This is a genomic window from Actinomyces urogenitalis, from assembly GCF_002861525.1.
Taxonomy (GTDB): Bacteria; Actinomycetota; Actinomycetes; order Actinomycetales; family Actinomycetaceae; genus Actinomyces; species Actinomyces urogenitalis.
This window is the reverse complement of record NZ_PKHA01000005.1, coordinates 43,223-61,692: the sequence shown is the minus strand read 5'-3', so window position 1 is coordinate 61,692 and position 18,470 is coordinate 43,223. Positions and strand designations below refer to the sequence as shown.

Sequence of the window (18,470 nt, the reverse complement as noted above, 5' to 3'; positions counted from 1 at the left end):
TGCTGCAGGTGTGTCCTGCGTTACGTAAAGATCCTATAGGATATGGAGTGTGGGGTGTCAAGGGGTGGGATACCCCGTTCCTGATCCCGCTTCCTTGCCGTGTGCAGGTGTGTGCTCCCTTTAAGGTTTTCTCATGTCTCCCACCCCTGTCCCGCAGCCTGCCTTTGAGCCGATTCCGGCGCGGGGCCTGACCGATGACGTCTATGACACGCTCCTCGACATGCTCACTTCGGGTGTCTTTGAGCCTGATGCTCCGCTCTACATTGATCGACTGGCTAGGAGCCTGCAGGTCTCTCCGACTCCGGTCAGGGAGGCGCTGGCTCGGCTGGAGTCAACCGGGCTGATCAGCCGCACGACTCGTCGTGGTTACCGGGTGGCGCCTCCGATGTCAGCGGAGCAGATGCGAGAGCTGGTGGAGGCGCGGCTTGTGCTGGAAGCCGGTGCGCTAGAACGTGCGCTAGAAGATAAGGAAGCCCTCGTCGCCGATCTTCGCTCAGCGTGGGAGCGGCACAGGGCTGAGGCAGAGAAATTCTCTGACCCCACACTGGTCTTCGACGTTCAGGCAGTGCACGAGTACTTCGAGATCGACTGGTCTTTTCACCAGGCGATCCTCGATCACTGTGGGAACCGGTACATCAACCGGTCGGTCAACGCTCTTTCCTTCTCGGTTCACCGCATGCGTCAGACGATCGGGGCTGGCGCCACTGACGCACCAATTGCTGTGGCGGAGCACGCTGCGATCCTGCGGGCTCTGGAGGAAGGGCGCGATGAGGACGCTCTAGACGCCTTGGCTAGTCACCTGCGCAATGTAGCCGCGCGCTCGACGCAGAAGGACGAAGGCGTGGATGAGGGAGTTGGCGACGTGCGGAAGGACGGCAGAAGCGGGAGACGGACTGTCTAACTGATTGGGCGCAGTGAGGCTCCTGCATGGAACAAGGGGGAGATGGTCTGTAGGCCCTGGTTGAGGTTGCGGGGGCCTCCCTCAAGCGTGTTGATGAGGATCTCGATCGCGGTGGAGACCACTGTAGGTACGTCCGCATCGAAGTAGGTGTAGTCGATCTCCGTGTGGGGCGAGTCTGCCGGGTGCGCGGCTGCCACGAGTGAGACGTCCTCGCCGGGAGTCAGGCCGAGGGCGAGCAGGGCGTTGGCGGCGTCGTCGGCGCACAGCGTCGGGCCTGTGATGACGGCGGACAGGTGGGGGTGGGACTGAAGAGCCGTGCTGATCGCTTCTCGCATCGGGGCAAGACCTCGTTGGACCTGTGCCGGTATGAGATCGCAGCCGCGGCGTGCGGCCTGAGCCGTCAGTGTGTGGTCAAAGCGGTGCGAGAATCCCATGGCGCACACGTGCTCCGAGGCGCTGGTCAGGATCAGGGTCTCGGTGTGCCCACGATCAGCAATGAGGTCGATGCAGCGCTCAGCGATCTCCTCGAAGCTGGTGTCGACCGCTGTCACGTCGGAGTCGTGGCTGGTACCGATGAAGATCGACGGGATGCGCGCCTCGTGGGCCTGGAGCACGCGAGGGTCAGAGTCGAGCACGTCCATAATCACCAGCCCGTCGCACTGGGCGGAGTCGATGAGACGGCGCATTCCCTCGATGCCCTCCTCTGAGGAGGCCATGAGGAGCTCGTAGTCGTACTTGCGGCAGGCGGCGGCGATCGAGACGACGTAGCGGTACTGGTTCGCGGTGTCCGTGAGTGCGTGGTAGGGCACGACGGTGCCGATGATGCCGCTGCGCCGACTCCTTAAGGCGCGGGCGCTGACGTGGGGTCGGTAGCCCAGCTCGTCCATGGCCGCCAGGATACGCGCCTCGGTGTCTGGTGCGACGAACCGCTTGCCGCTCAGGACGTAGGAGACCGTCGACTGCGAGACGCCGGCGGCCTCGGCAACATCGCGGCTGGTGACGGAAGTGGCCATCTGTGTCTCCGGGGCGTGTGGTGGGGTCGAAAGGGAAGCGCAAGATTGTCTTGCGGTCAACTTATTCTCACGATACATCCGTGACACGGAGCACGGCGACGAGGCTGTGCCCAACCCCATTAAATCATCGTCCGAGGCACTGAAGGATCAGATTCAATACGTATGCGCATACGTATGCGGCTGAGATTTCAGCGTTTTGACGAGGAGGAAGGATCCACTCATGTCTGCAACGATGCCCATGACCTCGATCGCCCGTCGCCGTCTCCTCCAGGGCACCGCCCTTGCACTGGCCGCCGTGCCGCTGGCCGCCTGTGGCGGAGGCGGTGGTACCAAGTCCGGCTCTGGCGACGTCACCACCCTGAAGATCCTTGACTACTACGCCGACGACCCCGACAACGGCATCTTCGCTGAGACGCTGGAGGCGGCGGCCAAGAAGGTTGGCGTCACGATTGAGCGTGAGACTGTCAACGGTACGATCCTGATCCAGAAGGTCCTGCAGATGAGCTCCTCACGGACTCTGCCTGACCTGCTCATGCTGGACAACCCTGACCTGCAGCAGATCGCGGCGACCGGCGCGCTGACGCCTCTGGGTGATCTCGGTTTCAAGGCGGACGGTTTCATTGACGGGTTCGTGGGTGCTGGTACCTATGACGGTGAGCTCTACGGCATGGGTCCGTGTGCCAACACCCTCGGTCTGTACTACAACAAGGACCTGCTTGACGCGGCGGGCGTTGCCGTGCCGACCACCTGGGACGAGCTCAAGGCCGCCGCGAAGACGCTGACGAGTGGCGACACCTACGGCATCGCCTTCTGCGCGAAGGCGTCCTATGAGGGCTCTTGGCAGTTCCTGCCCTTCTTCTGGTCAGCCGGCGCGGACGAGACTGACATTGCTACTCCCGAGGCTGCCAGTGCTCTCCAGCTGTGGGTTGATCTCGTGCGGGAGGGGTCGGCGTCGGAGTCCGTTCTCAACTGGTCCGAGACCGAGCTCGGTGAGCAGTTCACCTCCGCCAAGGCCGCCATGGTCATTGACGGCCCATGGCTGACGACGACCTTTGACAAGTCTGACGTCAACTGGGCGGTGGCTGAGATCCCGGTTCCGGCTGCGGGTGACACGGCGGTCGCACCGCTGGGCGGTGAGCTGTGGACGATCCCCCAGACCGGTGACCAGGCCAAGCAGGCCAAGGCCATGGAGCTGCTGCAGGCTCTCCTGGACGACGACACGGTTCTGGAGCTCAACACCACCCGCTTCACCATCCCCACGAAGGAAGCTGTCGACGCCGCCTACATCGAGGCGCTGCCTCAGATGGAGTCGCTGGTCACCGCCGTGAACAACGGCCGCTCGCGCACTGCCCAGCTTGGTGAGGCGTGGCCCAAGACCGCCGAGGCGCTCTACAACGCGATCCAGTCGGCGCTGACGGGCAAGGAAGAGCCTCTGGCCGCACTAGAGACAGCCAAGTCTGACTTCCTGTCCTGACAGCGAGGCCGGGGCCCGCAGGCGGGCCCCGGCCCGCGACTGACGAGAAAGGAGCGCAACGGTGCCGTCTGAAACGATCCGACCAGCACGCCGTCGTCAGCAACGACGCGAGGAGCTGGCGAAATGGGCCTTCCTGACCCCCGCAATTGCCTTCCTGCTGTTGTTCTTCGGCTATCCGATCATCAAGAACGTCACGATGAGCCTGCAGGAGTACACGACCAAGACCTTCTACACCGGTGAGGCACCCTTCGTTGGGCTGGACAACTACATCGCGGTCATCCGGTCCTCGGTCTTCACCACTGCCCTGCTGAACACGGTTCTGTTCACCGTCGGATCCATCATCGGGCAGTTCACCATCGGTCTGGCGTTGGCAGTCTTTTTCAAGAAGCGTTTTCCGCTCAGCGGCGTCATGCGCTCGCTCCTGCTGCTGCCCTGGCTGCTTCCGATGATTGTCTCCAGCGCCATCTGGAAGTGGATGCTGGACAAGGATAGTGGCGTCATCAACCAGCTCCTCGGCTTACTCCACATCGACGCTGTGCCGTGGTTGACGAGCACCTCTGTAGCGCTGATTGCCGTCATCATGGTCAATATCTGGCTCGGTATCCCCTTCAACATGACCATCCTCTACTCCGGGCTCCAAGACATCCCGGACGAGCTGTACGAGGCCGCGGCACTGGACGGAGCCGTGGGATGGAAGGCCTTCCGCAACGTCACCTGGCCTCTGCTGCGCCCGGTGGTCTCGGTGGTCCTCATTCTTGGCGTGGTCTACACCCTCAAGGTTCTTGACATCATCCTGGGCCTGACTGGAGGAGGACCCTCTAACGCCACGGAGACGCTGGCGACGCAGTCCTACAAGCTGTCCTTCGCCAACTTCGAGTTCGGAGAAGGCGCGGCACTGGGCAACATCCTCGTGATCATCGCCCTGGTCTTCGCCCTGGTCTACCTGCGGGTCTCCCGCTCCAGCAACCAGGACTGAGAGGCGGATACCACTATGCGACGCTCAACCAACCGCACCTGGTTCCACATGGTGCTGGGTCTGTTCTTTCTGGCCCTCATGCTCTTCCCCGTCTACTGGATGGTCAACGCCTCCCTGCAGCCGGGCGTGGCCACCGTTGACCTCAGCTGGTTCCCGGTCCGTCCGAGCCTGGACGGCTACCGTTCAGCCTTTGCCAGTCAGGGAGCCAATCTGGTCACTAGCCTCGTGGTCGCTGTCGGAGCCACGGTTCTCAGTCTCGTGATCTCCACGCCCGCGGCATACGCGCTATCGCTTTACCGCGTGCGAGGCTCCGGCCTGGTCATGTTCGCCTTGCTCATCAGCCAGATGATCCCGGGCATCGTTATTGCCAACGCTTTGTACTCGGCGTACAACGACCTCGGCATCCTCAACACCACCCTGGGGCTGATCCTCGCTGACTCCGCCTTGGGCGTGCCCTTCTCCATCCTGATCATCCAGGCTTTCATGCGGGCGATCCCGATGTCCGTGCTGGAGGCCGCCAGGGTCGACGGTGCCGGGCGCTTCCGTACCTTCTTCTCCATCGTGCTGCCGCTGAGCACCAACGCCGTCATTACGGCGGCGCTGTTCAGCTTCCTGTTCGCGTGGAGCGACTTCCTCTTCGCCCTGACCCTGAACTCCAACTCCGCGGCTCGCCCAGTCACCTTGGGTATTTACCAGTTCATCGGTGGCTACGTCGCTGACTGGGGCTCGGTTATGGTGACGGCGACCATGGCCTCGCTCCCTGCTGCCGTCCTGCTCGTGGTGGCACATACGTGGCCGCAGGAGCGACCGGAGGGGCGGTGAAGGCCTGACGTCCCTGACACCCCTGGCGCTGGGGCCGGTATGACTGCCCAGACCATGTCCACTCACCATCATCTTTGACCCTAGGAGCGAAGGAGCTTCATATGCTGGAGTACACAGCAATCCAGGACGGCTTTGAGGTTCGGCACGAGCACGAGGTGCTGCGTGTGGAACAGTGGGGGCCGGATTCTGTACGTGTTCGCGCCGCGCAGCACCAGATCCCTGCCAGTGACGTCGGCGCGCTGGAGGAGCGGCCGCAGGGCCTGGCCGCGGTCAGCGCCACGCAGGAGGAGGACGGAAGTGTCCGCTTCGTCGTCGGCAATCTGACCGTGCGTGCTCGCCTGGACTCGGGCGACGGCAAGCCTGCTGTCATGCTGGAGTTCTTGCGCAGCTCGGACGGCACTGAGCTGCTGGCCGAGAAGCGCGAGCACTTCTGGTGGCCCGGTTCCCACGTGTTCTACGGTCAGCGCTCGGGCCTGTACGAGATCCACCAGCAGTTCAAGGCCTACGAGGGAGAGCGCGTCTACGGCCTGGGCCAGCACCAGCACGGGCGCCTGGACCACAAAGGCCTGGTGATCGACCTTGTTCAGCGCAACACCGAGGTCAACATCCCCTTCTACCTGTCCAACCGTGGTTACGGCTTCCTGTGGAACAACCCCGCGGTCGGTCGCGTGGAGTTCTCCGACGATGCCACGCGCTGGGTTGCGGATGCCGCGCCGGGCCTGGACTACTGGGTCACTGCGGGTGAGAACCCTGCCGAGATCATGTCTCACTACGCTGACGCCGTCGGGCACGCCCCGCAGCTGCCGGAGTGGGCCTCGGGCTTCTGGCAGTGCAAGCTGCGCTACCTCAGCCAGCAGGAGATTCTTGATGTTGCCCGCGAGCACAAGCGCCGTGGTCTGCCGCTGTCCGTGATCGTGACGGACTTCTTCCACTGGACAGCGATGGGCGACTACAAGTTCGACCCCGAGGAGTACCCGGACCCTGAGGCCATGATCCGCGAGCTGGACGAGATGGGTGTCAAGCTCATGGTCTCCATCTGGCCGACGATCTCGCCGCTGTCCGAGAACTATGACGAGATGCACGCACGTGGCCTGCTCGTGGGGGCGGACCAGGGGGTGGAGTTCCACCAGGACATCCACGACAAGAAGATGCCGCGCTCGCTGCCGGTGTCCTTCTACGACCCGACCAACCCGCGCTCGCGCAAGTTCCTGTGGGACACCGTCAAGCGCAACTACTTCGACCTGGGCGTGCGCGTGTGGTGGCTGGACGCCTGCGAGCCCGAGCTCAACCCTGGCCACCCGAAGAACCTGTCCTTCTACGCTGGTCCTGGTGCCGCGGTGGCCAACATCTACCCGCGTGACAACGCGCGCACCTTCTACGAGGGCAACCGCGAGGCGGGGGAGGAGCCGACTGTCCTGCTGTGCCGTTCGGCTTGGGCTGGCCAGGCGAAGTTCGGAGCGGCGGTGTGGTCCGGGGACATCCCGCCGACCTGGGACTCTCTGGCTCGTCAGATCCGGGCAGGACTGAGCATCGGAATGTCCGGGATCCCGTGGTGGACCACGGATATTGGTGGCTTCCATGGAGGTGACCCCTCCGACCCGGACTACCAGGAGCTGTACGCCCGCTGGTTCGTCTTCGGTACCTTCTGCCCGCTCTTCCGCCTGCACGGTCACCGCGAGCCTCGCGGGGAGCTCGGGTCGCCCATGAGCGGTGGCCCCAACGAGGTGTGGAGCTATGGCGAGCGCTGCCTGGAGATCTCGCGCGAGCACATGGAGCTGCGCGAGAAGCTGCGGCCTTACATCGCCACGGTCATGGCCGAAGCTGCCGAGCAGGGGACGCCGGCCATGCGCACGCTCTTCCTGCAGTTCCCTGAGGACGAGGCTGCCTGGGAGATCGACGACGAGTTCATGCTTGGCTCTGACCTGCTCGTGGCGCCTGTGCTGGAGGCTGGGGTCAGCGAGCGTGAGGTCTACCTGCCGGCTGGTGCGCGCTGGGTCGAGATTCACTCCGGTGAGACCTTCGACGGCGGTCAGCGGGTGACGGTGGCCGCACCGTATGAGTACATTCCGGTCTTCCGCCGCGAGGGCGCGGAGATCGGGATCTGACGGAGAACCGTTCCGTGTGTCGATCGGGCGGGTACTCCTTCTGCGGGCAGGAGGAGTACCCGCCCTGCTGCGTGACACCGGAGAGCCCGCCCTGACACGGCGTGCGGTGGGCAAGGGGCAGGTCTACTACCTCGGTGCCTGCTTCAGCGAGGAGATGGTGCGCCGTCTGCTGACCGATCCCTCGCTTTAGGTGCTTAACAGTCGATCTCCACTGTTGCCACAACCGAACCGACTGTTACCTGCCTAAAGCGACGGTCTGGGTCGACCCGGAACCCCGAAGTCGACTGTTGCCGGCCTAAAACGAGGCCTCCGGCCAGCCTGCCTTCCCTCAGGAGACTGGCCGACCCCGCGGCGTGAGGGTCTACGCGGTCTGAGCCAGGTCGGCGTGATGTTGGTGTGCCCCGCTATACCCCGTAGCGGGGCACACCGCCGTCGAGCACCGTGGAGAAGTCGCAGGACTGCGCGACTACGTGTTGGCAGGCCCGGGCAACCTCCAGATCAAGTCCCCACTTTTGTGGGGCAGTGTCCCAGACTGAACGTGTGCAGGCGGCGATACGGGCCGTCATGGCCGCAACCTCGTGTCGTGGCAGGCCCCAGTCGGTGTCGAGCAGCTGCTCCAGGCTACGCGAGGAGCTGCCTGCAGTGAGTGGGGTCCCCTCCTGCTCATCTGGATAGGGGACGACGTCGAACAGGGGAGCGATCTCCCAGCCGTCGCCACGGTGGACAAAACCAAGGTTGCGGGCATGGTCATCGATGTTGTGCACGCACATTGCCAGGGCCGCGGCCTGAACGACCTGCCTGACCGCTCGGACACCCACGAGATAGCGTGCTGTCTCGGCGGCCGCCTGGTAGGTCATTGAGTCGTACGGGCCGAGCATTGCTGCAGTGCGCATTGACTGATAGCCGTAACGACCTTCGACACACCGATCGAATCGGTCCAGGAGGAGGATTGCGCGGGTCTCGTCGAGCCGGATGAGACGGAAGTCGGGGACGGCAAGCCCGGCATCCCGTGCTGCGCTGAGAGCGATCGCCTCGCAGGTGAGAACGTCGTAGCTGTCTTCCTGGGAGGGAAACTTGGCAAGCACCAGGGATCCGTCCGCTCGTCGTAGCGTGGACTTCGGGCGAGCCCCGCCCTGGCTGGAGGAACCGAGATAGATGTGGCGTAGCGCGCGAGTGTCCGCCTCGCCACGGGTGAAGGCCTCGACGTCGGCCAGGACGGTAGCCAGCTCCTCGACGTGCGCTACCTGACCCGAGGTAAGCCAGTCGCCTGCCCCGGTGCTAAGACGTAGGGCTCCTTGCCGGGACTCATCGGCAACGGCTGCCAACATGCCGAGACTTGTGCTGACCTCTTCCAACGGTCGGCTGCGGCTGATGACGCGGCGTCCCCAGGAGTCCGGTCCGGCGTCATCCAGGGCGCCGAAGGTCGACATGCCTCCAGGTGGGCTCAAAGGGCCGGTCTGGAGGGGCAGACCTACTCCGATCTCGAAGCCTGACGCCAGCCAGGTGGGAGCGTAGGTGAATGACTGGATCTGTGCGTGACCGGCCAGCGAGAGAGTTCCAACCCATGAGGTCGTACCGTCTGGGTGGGTCCAGTGCGCCTGGAGCGGGACGGCGGAGCTCATCGGGCCTTCTTCTCTAGCGCGCTGAGGACGAGCGTCCGGCCGACGAGGTCCTCAAGAGGATCGACGGCTTGAGCGACCTTGTGGTCAACACCGAGGACGGACAGCACGGCGAAGACGTTTCCGAAGGAGACGCCGGACGGGTCTGTCTCGATCTGACGCAAGGTGGTGCGTGAGATGCCAGAGCGGTCTGCCACCTCGGTCGCAGACAGGCCGCGCGCGCGTCTCCATGAGCGGATGGACGGTCCGATGCTCTCCAGCCTGCGGCGCGTTGCGGGGTGCCAGCTCTTAGCCATGCTCACACTCTGGCTATGGTCAAGATACCTGTCAAGAGGTGATGATATGGCCAGGATTCTGACCATGTGGCCATGGTGGTCAGTGTGAGGTGCTGTGTCTACATCCAGGCGCTCGGGTCGGCTACCACGGTCTCCAGGAGGGACCAGGCGGCTCCGGTAGCGCCGGGCATCTGGTCGCTTCCCGCCTGAAGGATCTCCAGCTCGGTCCACCGCGAGGCCAGGACCCGCCTGCCCAGCTCCTCCTCGACTTCAGGGCGCAGCACCTCAGCCAGTGGCGCAAGGTGCCCTCCCAGCACCACGACGGGGATGTCGAGCAGGTTGACGGCGGCTCCGAGTCCCACGCCCAGCGCGTGGGCGGCTGACGAGATGGCCTGGCGGGCATCGTCGTCGCCGGCCTGCCAGGCGGCCACGAGCTCCTCGGGGTGGGCGTCTTCCGCCAGACCGGCTGCCGCCAGGATCGAACGACGTCCGGCGTAGCGCTCCAGGCACCCGGCGTTACCGCACGAGCACAGCGGGCCGTTGGGGTCGATTTGGACGTGGCCGATCTCGCCGGCGAATCCGTTGGTACCTTCCAGGGCCTGCCCGTCTCGGACGATGCCGGCGCCAATCCCGTTCTCCCCGGACAGGTAGATGAAGGAGGGCCACTGGGGTGCCAGGACGGGGCGGCTGCGTCCAACGGTCAGGGCTCCCAGGCTCGCCTCGTTGCCGACCTCCAGGCTCAGCCCGTTGCCCTCCAGGACGCTGGCCAGGTGCTCGCTCGGGCGGACCCCGGACCAGCCAAGGTTGGGGGCGCGCAGCAGCACGCCGTCGCAGACCAGGCCCGGCAGGGCGATGCCGGCTCCCACCAGCCGCGCGCCGCGAATCATCGGAAGCGCCAGGACGTCGGCGACCAGCGTGGCCAGGCGCCGAAGCGCGACGGCGGGGTCGGAGCCTGAGAAGTCGTCCGGGACCACGCGCTCGGTCAGGAGCTCGCCTGACAGGTCGATCGCACGCACGGCCATGTGGGCGACGTTGACCTCCAGTCCCAGCGCCACGAAGGTGGCGCGCGGCGGGGCGAGGGGTACGGCGGGCCGGCCTGGGCCGGAGGACGGGGCGGGGTCGAGCTCGGTGAGGATCCCTGCACCCACGAGGTCATCGGCCAGGCGGGAAGCGGTGGACCTGGTCATCCCGGTCATGGCGGCCACGTCGGCCCGTGAGATGGGGGTGGGGGAGGACAGCACCTGCCGCGCCACCAGCGCGAGGTTCGCGGTACGCAGCGTCGACTGGCGTGCCGAGGCGGCGGCGCGGGAGCCTCGGGCAGCGGGGGAGGGTAGACGCCGGGCGCGAGCTGCGGCAGACGCCGTCGTCTGGGATGTGCCTAGAACCACGCCTTGACCATACCTCATCTGCGTGCCATAGTTGCGTCAACGAACAAATACCGGCTCGAGGAGGAGACCATGGTTCGCAAGCCCACCAAGGAAGACAAGTTCTCATTCGGTCTGTGGACCGTCGGCTGGCTCGCCGCCGACCCCTTCGGTGACAAGACCCGTGCCGCCCTGCGTCCCTGGGAGTACACCGAGAAGCTCGCCGAGCTGGGCGCCTGGGGCATCACCTTCCACGACAACGACGTCTTCCCCTTCGACGCCACCGACGCCGAGCGTGACGAGATCGTCCGCAAGCTCAAGGACACCGTGGACGCCACGGGCCTGACCATCGAGATGGTCACCACCAACACCTTCACCCACCCGATCTTCAAGGACGGCGGCCTGACCAACAACGACCGCTCGATCCGCCGCTTCGGCCTGCGCAAGATCCTGCGCAACGTCGATCTCGCCGCCGAGCTGGGCGCCAAGACCTTTGTCATGTGGGGCGGGCGTGAGGGCGCCGAGTACGACTCCTCCAAGGACCTCAACGCGGCCTTCGACCGCTACAAGGAGGGCCTGGACACCGTCGCCCAGTACATCAAGGACAAGGGCTACGACCTCAAGATCGGTCTGGAGCCCAAGCCGAACGAGCCCCGCGGTGACATCTTCCTGCCCACCGTCGGCCACGCCCTGGCCCTCATCGGCCAGCTGGACAACGGCGACATCGTCGGCCTGAACCCCGAGGTCGGCCACGAGCAGATGGCGAACCTCAACTACACCCACGGTATCGCCCAGGCCCTCAACCACGGCAAGCTCTTCCACATCGACCTCAACGGTCAGAAGGGCCTGAAGTACGACCAGGACCTGGTCTTCGGCCACGGCGACCTGCTGTCCGCCTTCTTCACCGTGGACCTCATCGTCAACGGCTTCCCGAACGGCGGCCCGCGTTACGACGGCCCGATCCACTTCGACTACAAGCCCTCGCGCACCGACGGCATGGAGGGCGTGTGGGAGTCGGCGGCCGCCAACATGGAGATGTGGCTGCAGCTCAAGGAGAAGGCCCAGGCCTTCCGCGCCGACCCCGAGGTCCAGGAGGCTCTCAAGCTCTCCGGCATCTACGAGCTCGGCGAGCCCACCCTGGCCGAGGGCGAGTCCCTGGAGGACTTCATCGCTGACCGTTCCGCTTACGAGGACTTTGACGCTGAGGCTGCCGCCGCGCGCGACTACCACTTCGTCAACCTCTACCAGAAGGCCGTCATGCACCTGATCGGCTGAGGCCGATTCTGACCTGGCTGCCTGCGAGCCAAGCCGCGGCGCGCAGGCAGCCAGGTCTAGGCGAGTGAAGGGACGACGGCGAGCACCGCCGTCGTCCCTTCGCCGCTATCTGTCCGTCACTACCATCCGATACCGTCTCGCTATCGTCACCTTCACCGTGGAAGGAACTCACATGGCACTCGTCGCCGGCGTCGACTCCTCGACGCAGTCCTGCAAGATCGTCATCCGCGACGCCGCAACCGGCGCCCTGGTCCGCGAGGCCAAGGCCTCTCACCCCGACGGCACCGAGATCCACCCCGACGAGTGGTGGCGGGCCCTGGGCGAGGTGGTCGACGCCGTCGGCGGGCTGACTGACGTCGACGCCCTGTCCGTAGGGGGCCAGCAGCACGGCATGGTCGTGCTCGACGCCGACGGCGAGGTCATCCGCCCTGCCCTGCTGTGGAATGACACCCGTTCGGCCGGCGCCGCTCGCGACCTCATCGCCGAGCTGGGCGAGGGGGACGAGGCTGCCGGTCGCAAGGCCTGGGCCGATGCCGTGGGCAGCGTGCTCGTCGCCTCGCTGACCATCACCAAGCTGCGCTGGCTGGCGGACAACGAGCCGGAGAACGCCGCGCGGATCGCCGCGGTCTGCCTGCCCCACGACTGGCTGACCTGGAAGCTGTCGGGGGCCACGAGCCTTCAGGCCCTGACCACGGACCGCTCTGACGCCTCAGGCACCGGCTACTTCGACTCGGTGACCAATGAGTACCGCCGTGACCTGCTCGCCCTGGCGCTGCGCCGCAGCGAGGAGGAGGTGGCAGACATCATCCTGCCGCGCGTGGTGGGCCCGAACCAGGTTGCCGGCCACGGCGGCACCGACGTGCTGGGCAGCGACCTCAGCCACCTGGCGCTCGGGCCTGGCTGTGGTGACAACGCCGGCGCGGCGCTGGGTCTGGGACTGCGCCCTGGCCAGACCTCGGTGTCCCTGGGCACCTCCGGCGTGGTCGCGGCCGTCTCCGCCACCCCCACCCACGACCCCTCCGGCCTGGTGACCGGCTTCGCCGACGCCACCGGCGCCTTCCTGCCGCTGGCCTGCACCCTCAACGGCGCGCGCGTCCTGGACGCCGCCAAGAAGGTCCTGGGGGTCAGCTACGACGAGTTTGACGAGCTCGCCCTGTCCGCCGAGCCCGGCGCGGGCGGCCTGGTCCACGTGCCCTACCTGGAGGGCGAGCGCACGCCGAACCTGCCCGAGGCCACCGGCATGCTCACCGGCATGACCCTGGCCAGCCTCACCCCCGTCAACTACGCGCGCGCGGCCGTGGAGGGCCTGCTGTGCCTCATGGGCGCCTGCCTGGACGCCGTGCGCGCCCAGGACGTGGACATCAGCGAGGTCGCGATCGTGGGCGGCGGCGTGAAATGGCGCAGCGCCAAGGAGCTGAGCCCGGCGGTGCTGGGCGTGCCGGTGGACGTGCCGCCGGCCGGTGAGTACGTGGCCATCGGCGCGGCCAAGCAGGCGGCCTGGATCCTCGACGGCGGAGCCGAGCCCCCGGCCTGGGAGCTCACTGGCGCCGAGCACCTGACTGCTCCTGCGCAGCCTGAGGTGCGGGCCGCGTATGACAAGGCGGCCGCAGTGGTGGCCGGTATGCAGGGCTGAGCAGCAAGGAAGAACGAAGAATCATGACTGACAACGTCTCTACCCTCCCTGACACCATGCGCGCCCAGGTCCTCCTGCGCGAGCACGAGGTCGAAATCCAGCAGCGCCCGGTCCCGGTCCCGGACCCGGACCAGGTGCTCGTCAAGATCGAGTCCGTGGGCGTGTGCGGCTCGGACGTGCACTACTACCAGCACGGGCGCATCGGTGACTTCATCGTCAAGGAGCCCATGATCCTGGGGCATGAGGCCTCCGGCACCATCGTGGCTGTGGGTGAGCAGGTGGACCCCGGACGCATCGGCCAGCGCGTGTCCATCGAGCCCCAGCGCTCGTGCCGCGTGTGCGAGTACTGCAAGCGCGGGGAGTACAACCTCTGCCCGCACATCGAGTTCTACGCGACCCCGCCGATTGACGGCTGCTTCAGCGAGTACGCGCTCATCCAGGACGACTTCGCCTACGAGATCCCGGAGTCGGTGTCCTGGGACGCCGGTGCGCTGCTGGAGCCCCTGAGCGTGGGTATCGCGGCCGCCCGCAAGGCCCACCTGAGCCTCGGGGACACCGTCCTGGTGGCCGGAGCCGGTCCGATCGGCGCCATCGTTGCCCAGGTGGCCAAGGCTTACGGCGCCCGCGAGGTCGTGGTGACGGACATGGTGGCGGGTCGCCGTGAGACCGTGCTGGAGCTCGGCGCGACCGAGGCCTACGAGCCTGGTGCGCCTGAGCTGGAGGGCCGCAGCTTCGACGCCTTCTTTGACGCCACCGGCGTGACCGCAGCCGTGGTGGACGGCATCAAGCACGTCAAGGCTGGAGGCTCGGCCATCATCATCGGCATGGGGGATGACGACATGCTCCTGCCGGTCTCCTACATCACCAGTCACGAGGTCAACGTCACCGGCATCTTCCGGTACAACAACACCTGGACCACGGCCATCGAGCTTGTGGCCTCGGGCAAGGTCAACCTTGACTGCCTGGCGACCGACCACTACGGCCTGGACGAGGCCGAGACCCCGCTCAAGGTCAAGCCTGCGCCCACGACCCTGAAGTCCATGGTCCACCCGGGACGCTGAGCCAGGGCACGTCCGTAACGCGGCGGTCGTGCGGGTTCCTTGACGGGAGCCTGTACGACCGCCGTCGTCGTGCCAGAGGGCAGGTCGCGCGTGAGACGACGCCGTCATCGCGAGCCCGGCGGCGCCGTCGACCCACGCTGGACGAGCGTGGTCTGCAGCTCGACGGGACGGCCCGGAACGTATCCGCCCTCAATCTCGCGCTTGATGAGCTCCAGGGCCTCGCGCCCCATGTCCTCAAGCGGCTGGTGGACGGAGGTCAGGGCGGGGGAGACCAGCCGGGCCGGGTCGGTGTCATCAAAGCCGATGACGGAGAGCTGCTCGGGTACTGTCAGACCGTGTGCGTGGGCGTAGGCCATGACGCCGAAGGCGATGGAGTCAGCCAGGGCGAAGACGGCCGTCGGCGGGTCGGCGAGCTCGAGGAGCTGGGAGGCACCGGCCAGGCCCGCCTCGTAGGTGTAGCGACCACTGACGACGAGCTCAGGGGTGAAGGCGATCCCAGCCTCAGCCAGCGCTGAGCGGTACCCGGCAAGGCGCTCGATGCTCGGAACGGAGGTTGAGGGGCCGCAGACCACGCCGATGCGTTCGTGCCCGAGCGCCAGCAGGTGCTCAGTGGCCTGGACCCCGCCCCGCCAGTTGCTGGCCGACAGCGCGATGAGTCCCTCGGGTGGTGCACTGGCAGGGTCGATGGAGATGACCGGGATGCCTCGGGTACTGCACAGGCGCGCCAGCTCGACCGAGCAGGGGGTGGTGGCCAGGATCAGGCCGTCCGCGCTCTCGATCGCACGGGCGGCCACCTCCATGGTGCGATCGGGAGAACGAGGGCCGGACTGGTGAGTCGGCGCGCCAATCTGGTCGATGTGGACGACCATGTCCAGCTCGGCCGCCGCCGTGAGCATCCCCGCCAGGACCTTGGGGGTGTAGGCGTTGTCGACAGTCTCGAAGAGGACGGCGATATGCGGCTGCCGGGGACCAGGCGCGGGATCGGCCGTCGCCCCCTCGCGGGGTGAGGAGGACAGCGCCGTGCTGGGACGGACCGGGTAACCGGCCTGGCGGGCTGCGGCCAGGACGCGCTCGCGGGTCCTGGCGGAGATCGTGGGGTCTGCCCGCAGCGCCTTGGAGACTGTTGGCACGGAGACCCCGGCCGCGGCAGCGACGGCGGCCTGGGTTGGCGCGTTGGAACGTGGCCGTGGCATGGGGGTCCTTCCGGGCGGCGATAACTTTCATTATTTTGCGACAGATTCCCATCAAAATGAGCAATGTTATGAAATTGTGACAGCCGAAGGGTTGTCGGTCACACCCCTTCGGCTTGCGGTTTGTATGTCAGTGAAACGAACACTGTGTTTCGCGACCTGCGCCGTCACTGTTGATGGCGCATTCGGACCCGACAACGTCGTCGGAGGGCCCTGCACGGCCCGGATCTGGGAGGAAGCACCATGAACAAGCTCGTGATCTCACGTCGTCAGGCCTGCGTGGGGGCGCTCGTCGCAGGAGTCGCGGCCACGCTGGCGGCCTGCGGCGGCTCCAAGCCTGGCGGGGCCGCAGGAGACGGCGCCACCTGCTGGTTCCTGACCGGTGGATCGGAGAAGACCTTCCGCGACTCCTTTGAGCGCTGGAACTCCGAGCACGCCGATCAGAAGATCACCTACGAGGTCTTCGCCAACGACGCGTACAAGGAGAAGATCCGCACCGCGGTGGGTTCTGGCAACGCCCCGACGCTGCTCTACAGCTGGGCCGGGGGCACGCTGGTGGACTACGTCAACAACGACCAGGTCATTGACCTGACTGACCTGACCACTGACGTGCAGAAGCGCCTCATCCCCTCCATCCTGTACATCGGCAAGGTGGACGGCAAGATCTACGCCCTGCCCAACAACAACACCCAGCCTGTCCTCATCTACTACAACAAGGAGGTCTTCGAGAAGGTGGGTGCGCAGCCTCCTCAGACCTGGGACGAGCTCATGGCGCTCATCCCCACGTTCAAGGATGCTGGCTACATCCCCTTTGCTGAGGCGGGCGCCTCGCTGTGGCCTTACCTCATGTGGATCCAGTACCTGACGGATCGTGTGGGAGGCCACGAGGTCTTTGACCGGGTCCTGGCTGGCGAGTCGGGAGCGTGGTCCGACCCTGCCTTCATTGAGGCCCTGACCAAGATCCAGGACATGGTCAAGGCCGGAGGCCTGGGCGATGCCTATGGCTCGGTGGACGCAGATGCCAACGCTGACATCGCGCTGGTGCACACCGGCAAGGCCGCGATGATCCTTCAGGGCTCCTGGGTCTATGCCAACTTCCTGGCTGATGCGCCGGAGATGGTCTCCTCGGGCAAGCTCGGTTACATCACCTTCCCGACTGTTGAGGGAGGCAAGGGTGACCCGAGCAACCTCACCGGAAACCCGGCGAATTTCTGGTCCGTGACGACGACGGCCAGTGAGGACGCCCGCAAGGCGGCGCTGGACTACCTCAACACCGAGATGCTCTCCGAGCCCTATATCGCCAAGTGTGTTGAGCAGGGGCTCATCCCAGGTGCGCTGGATGCTGAGTCAGTGATCGAGAAGTCCGAGCACGCAGAGTACCTGTCCTTCGGCTATGACCTGGCGAAGAACGCTGCTCACTTCCAGATGTCCTGGGACCAGGCGCTGCCCTCGGCTCAGGCTCAGGAGTTGCTGACCAACCTCTCGCAGATCTTCCTCCTGCAGATCACGCCGGAGGAGTTCGTCGAGAAGATGAACGCGACGCTGTGACGGTCGGTGCCTTGCCCGGTGGCGGCCACAGTCGCCGTCGGGCAAGGCGTCTGCCGCGAGCGGGCTGGCGGCGCGAGCGGAGGCTAGCGCGACGGACAGCCTCAGCGGGCTGGGGCCGCCGTCGAGCCACGTACGACCAGGGTGGTCTGTAGCTCGACGGGGCTGCCGAGGCTGCGCCCCTCATTGAGGGCGTTCATGACGGTGCGGATCGCTTCAGCGCCGATCTCCTGCAGCGGCTGGCGGATGACGGTGACCTGGGGCGAGCACAGCGAGGCGATCGAGGTGTCGTCAAAGCCGATGACGGACAGGCCCTCTGGCACGCGAATTCCGTGACGGCGTGCGGCCTCCAGGATTCCTCCCGCGATGGCGTCGTTGAGGGCAAAGACTGCTGTGGGCGGGTTCTCGGACTCCAGAAGGAAAGAGCCATGAACCACGCCGGTGGAGTACAGGTAGGGGCCGTGGGTCAGCAGGCTCTCGTCAACCTCGATGCCGGCGCGTGAGCAGGCGAACCGAAAACCTGCCAGCCTCTCGATCGTTGGCGTGGAGGAATCAGGACCGGCCACGATGCCGATCCGACGGTGACCGAGGCTGATGAGGTGCTCGGCTGCCTGGACTCCTCCGCGCCAGTTCGTCGCGGACAGCGTCACCATGCCGGGTGGGGGCGGTGTAGCCGGATCGATCGACAGCAGTAGAAGGTCGTGCTCGTGGGCAAAGGTGACGATGTCCGCACTGACGGGGGTGGTCACCAGGATGAGGGCGTCGGCGCCGTCTGCGGTTCGGGCGGCGAGCTCGCGGGTGAGCAACGTGGCGTCTGGCCCCATCTGGTCGGCCGAGACGCCGATGTGGCGCACCTGGAGCGTGGCGCCGAGCTCGTCAACCGTGCGCAGCATGCCGCCGAGGATCTCAGTGGCGTAGGCATTGTTGACCGTGTCGAAGAGAACGGCGATTCGCTTGAAGGGGGAAGCTCCCTCCTCGGCGGCGGGGTCCTGGGTGGAAGGCAGTGGGTAGCCGAGGTCGGCAGCCGCTGCCAGGACGATGTCCTGGGTCTTGCGCGAGATGGAGGAGTCGGCGCGCAGGGCCTTGGACACGGTGGGTACGGAGAAGCCGGTGGCGGCAGCGATGGTGGCCTGCGTCGGGCGGGATGAGCGGGTTCGCGGCATCGTTCCTCCTCGACGGCGGTGGTCGCCGTCGTTCCTGCGTGCCAGTGACGATGA

Annotated in this window: 16 protein-coding genes; 10 read left to right on the top strand and 6 right to left on the bottom strand. The window is 66.0% G+C overall.

The features are described from left to right. The first annotated feature begins 133 nt into the window (after positions 1 to 133). Positions 134 to 901 (top strand): GntR family transcriptional regulator, encoded by a 768-nt coding sequence (locus CYJ26_RS06080; protein ID WP_006548305.1) that lies wholly within the window; start codon positions 134 to 136, stop codon positions 899 to 901. Here CYJ26_RS06080 and CYJ26_RS06075 read toward each other — a convergent pair. Beyond that, positions 898 to 1,914, bottom strand: coding sequence for a LacI family DNA-binding transcriptional regulator (locus CYJ26_RS06075; RefSeq protein WP_101638133.1), 1,017 nt, complete (start codon positions 1,912 to 1,914; stop codon positions 898 to 900). The two genes, CYJ26_RS06080 and CYJ26_RS06075, sit on opposite strands and share 4 nt — an antisense overlap. A gap of 220 nt (positions 1,915 to 2,134) precedes the next feature. On the opposite strand from CYJ26_RS06075, the gene CYJ26_RS06070 reads away from it, so the two are divergent. The 5 genes from CYJ26_RS06070 (at position 2,135) to CYJ26_RS10590 (ending at position 7,481) form a co-directional block, all read left to right on the top strand. Next, positions 2,135 to 3,388 carry a sugar ABC transporter substrate-binding protein gene (locus tag CYJ26_RS06070; RefSeq protein ID WP_101638132.1) on the top strand — a complete coding sequence of 418 codons (1,254 nt, stop codon included), beginning with the start codon at positions 2,135 to 2,137 and terminating at the stop codon, positions 3,386 to 3,388. 61 nt (positions 3,389 to 3,449) lie between these two features. After that, positions 3,450 to 4,364 carry a carbohydrate ABC transporter permease gene (locus CYJ26_RS06065; protein WP_244902036.1) on the top strand — a complete coding sequence of 305 codons (915 nt, stop codon included), beginning with the start codon at positions 3,450 to 3,452 and terminating at the stop codon, positions 4,362 to 4,364. A gap of 15 nt (positions 4,365 to 4,379) precedes the next feature. Then, a complete protein-coding gene (locus CYJ26_RS06060) occupies positions 4,380 to 5,186 on the top strand; it encodes a carbohydrate ABC transporter permease (RefSeq protein WP_244902035.1) in 807 nt (268 codons plus the stop codon). A 101-nt stretch (positions 5,187 to 5,287) separates the two neighbouring features. Then, positions 5,288 to 7,291 carry a glycoside hydrolase family 31 protein gene (locus CYJ26_RS06055; protein WP_101638131.1) on the top strand — a complete coding sequence of 668 codons (2,004 nt, stop codon included), beginning with the start codon at positions 5,288 to 5,290 and terminating at the stop codon, positions 7,289 to 7,291. A 16-nt stretch (positions 7,292 to 7,307) separates the two neighbouring features. Next, positions 7,308 to 7,481, top strand: coding sequence for a beta-galactosidase trimerization domain-containing protein (locus CYJ26_RS10590; protein ID WP_219619538.1), 174 nt, complete (start codon positions 7,308 to 7,310; stop codon positions 7,479 to 7,481). 214 nt (positions 7,482 to 7,695) lie between these two features. Here the strand turns inward: CYJ26_RS10590 and CYJ26_RS06050 are convergent, their stop codons facing one another. The 3 genes from CYJ26_RS06050 to CYJ26_RS06040 form a co-directional block, all read right to left on the bottom strand. Continuing rightward, complete coding sequence (locus CYJ26_RS06050) at positions 7,696 to 8,913, bottom strand: type II toxin-antitoxin system HipA family toxin (RefSeq protein WP_101638130.1); 1,218 nt, start codon at positions 8,911 to 8,913, stop codon at positions 7,696 to 7,698. Further along, the gene (locus CYJ26_RS06045) at positions 8,910 to 9,206 is read right to left on the bottom strand and encodes a helix-turn-helix domain-containing protein (protein WP_006548318.1); all 297 of its coding nucleotides are present in this window, start codon (positions 9,204 to 9,206) and stop codon (positions 8,910 to 8,912) included. The genes CYJ26_RS06050 and CYJ26_RS06045 overlap by 4 nt, the downstream gene beginning before the upstream one ends. Positions 9,207 to 9,304: 98 nt before the next feature. Further along, the gene (locus CYJ26_RS06040; RefSeq protein WP_244902034.1) at positions 9,305 to 10,573 is read right to left on the bottom strand and encodes an ROK family transcriptional regulator; all 1,269 of its coding nucleotides are present in this window, start codon (positions 10,571 to 10,573) and stop codon (positions 9,305 to 9,307) included. Between the two features lie 69 nt (positions 10,574 to 10,642). On the opposite strand from CYJ26_RS06040, the gene xylA reads away from it, so the two are divergent. From xylA to CYJ26_RS06025, 3 genes are all read left to right on the top strand, one after another. Continuing rightward, a complete protein-coding gene (xylA, locus tag CYJ26_RS06035; protein WP_034235144.1) occupies positions 10,643 to 11,824 on the top strand; it encodes a xylose isomerase in 1,182 nt (393 codons plus the stop codon). A 172-nt stretch (positions 11,825 to 11,996) separates the two neighbouring features. Further along, positions 11,997 to 13,457, top strand: a complete 1,461-nt coding sequence (locus tag CYJ26_RS06030; protein WP_101638128.1) for a xylulokinase — start codon at positions 11,997 to 11,999, stop codon at positions 13,455 to 13,457. A gap of 23 nt (positions 13,458 to 13,480) precedes the next feature. Further along, complete coding sequence (locus CYJ26_RS06025) at positions 13,481 to 14,518, top strand: NAD(P)-dependent alcohol dehydrogenase (protein ID WP_101638127.1); 1,038 nt, start codon at positions 13,481 to 13,483, stop codon at positions 14,516 to 14,518. Positions 14,519 to 14,622: 104 nt separating this feature from the next. Here CYJ26_RS06025 and CYJ26_RS06020 read toward each other — a convergent pair whose 3' ends face one another. Continuing rightward, complete coding sequence (locus CYJ26_RS06020) at positions 14,623 to 15,711, bottom strand: LacI family DNA-binding transcriptional regulator (protein WP_101638126.1); 1,089 nt, start codon at positions 15,709 to 15,711, stop codon at positions 14,623 to 14,625. A 240-nt stretch (positions 15,712 to 15,951) separates the two neighbouring features. On the opposite strand from CYJ26_RS06020, the gene CYJ26_RS06015 reads away from it, so the two are divergent. Beyond that, positions 15,952 to 17,256 (top strand): extracellular solute-binding protein, encoded by a 1,305-nt coding sequence (locus CYJ26_RS06015; RefSeq protein ID WP_006548324.1) that lies wholly within the window; start codon positions 15,952 to 15,954, stop codon positions 17,254 to 17,256. A gap of 101 nt (positions 17,257 to 17,357) precedes the next feature. Here the strand turns inward: CYJ26_RS06015 and CYJ26_RS06010 are convergent, their stop codons facing one another. Then, on the bottom strand, positions 17,358 to 18,416 hold the full coding sequence (locus CYJ26_RS06010) for a LacI family DNA-binding transcriptional regulator (protein ID WP_040319510.1): 1,059 nt from the start codon (positions 18,414 to 18,416) through the stop codon (positions 17,358 to 17,360). Positions 18,417 to 18,470 lie beyond the last annotated feature (54 nt).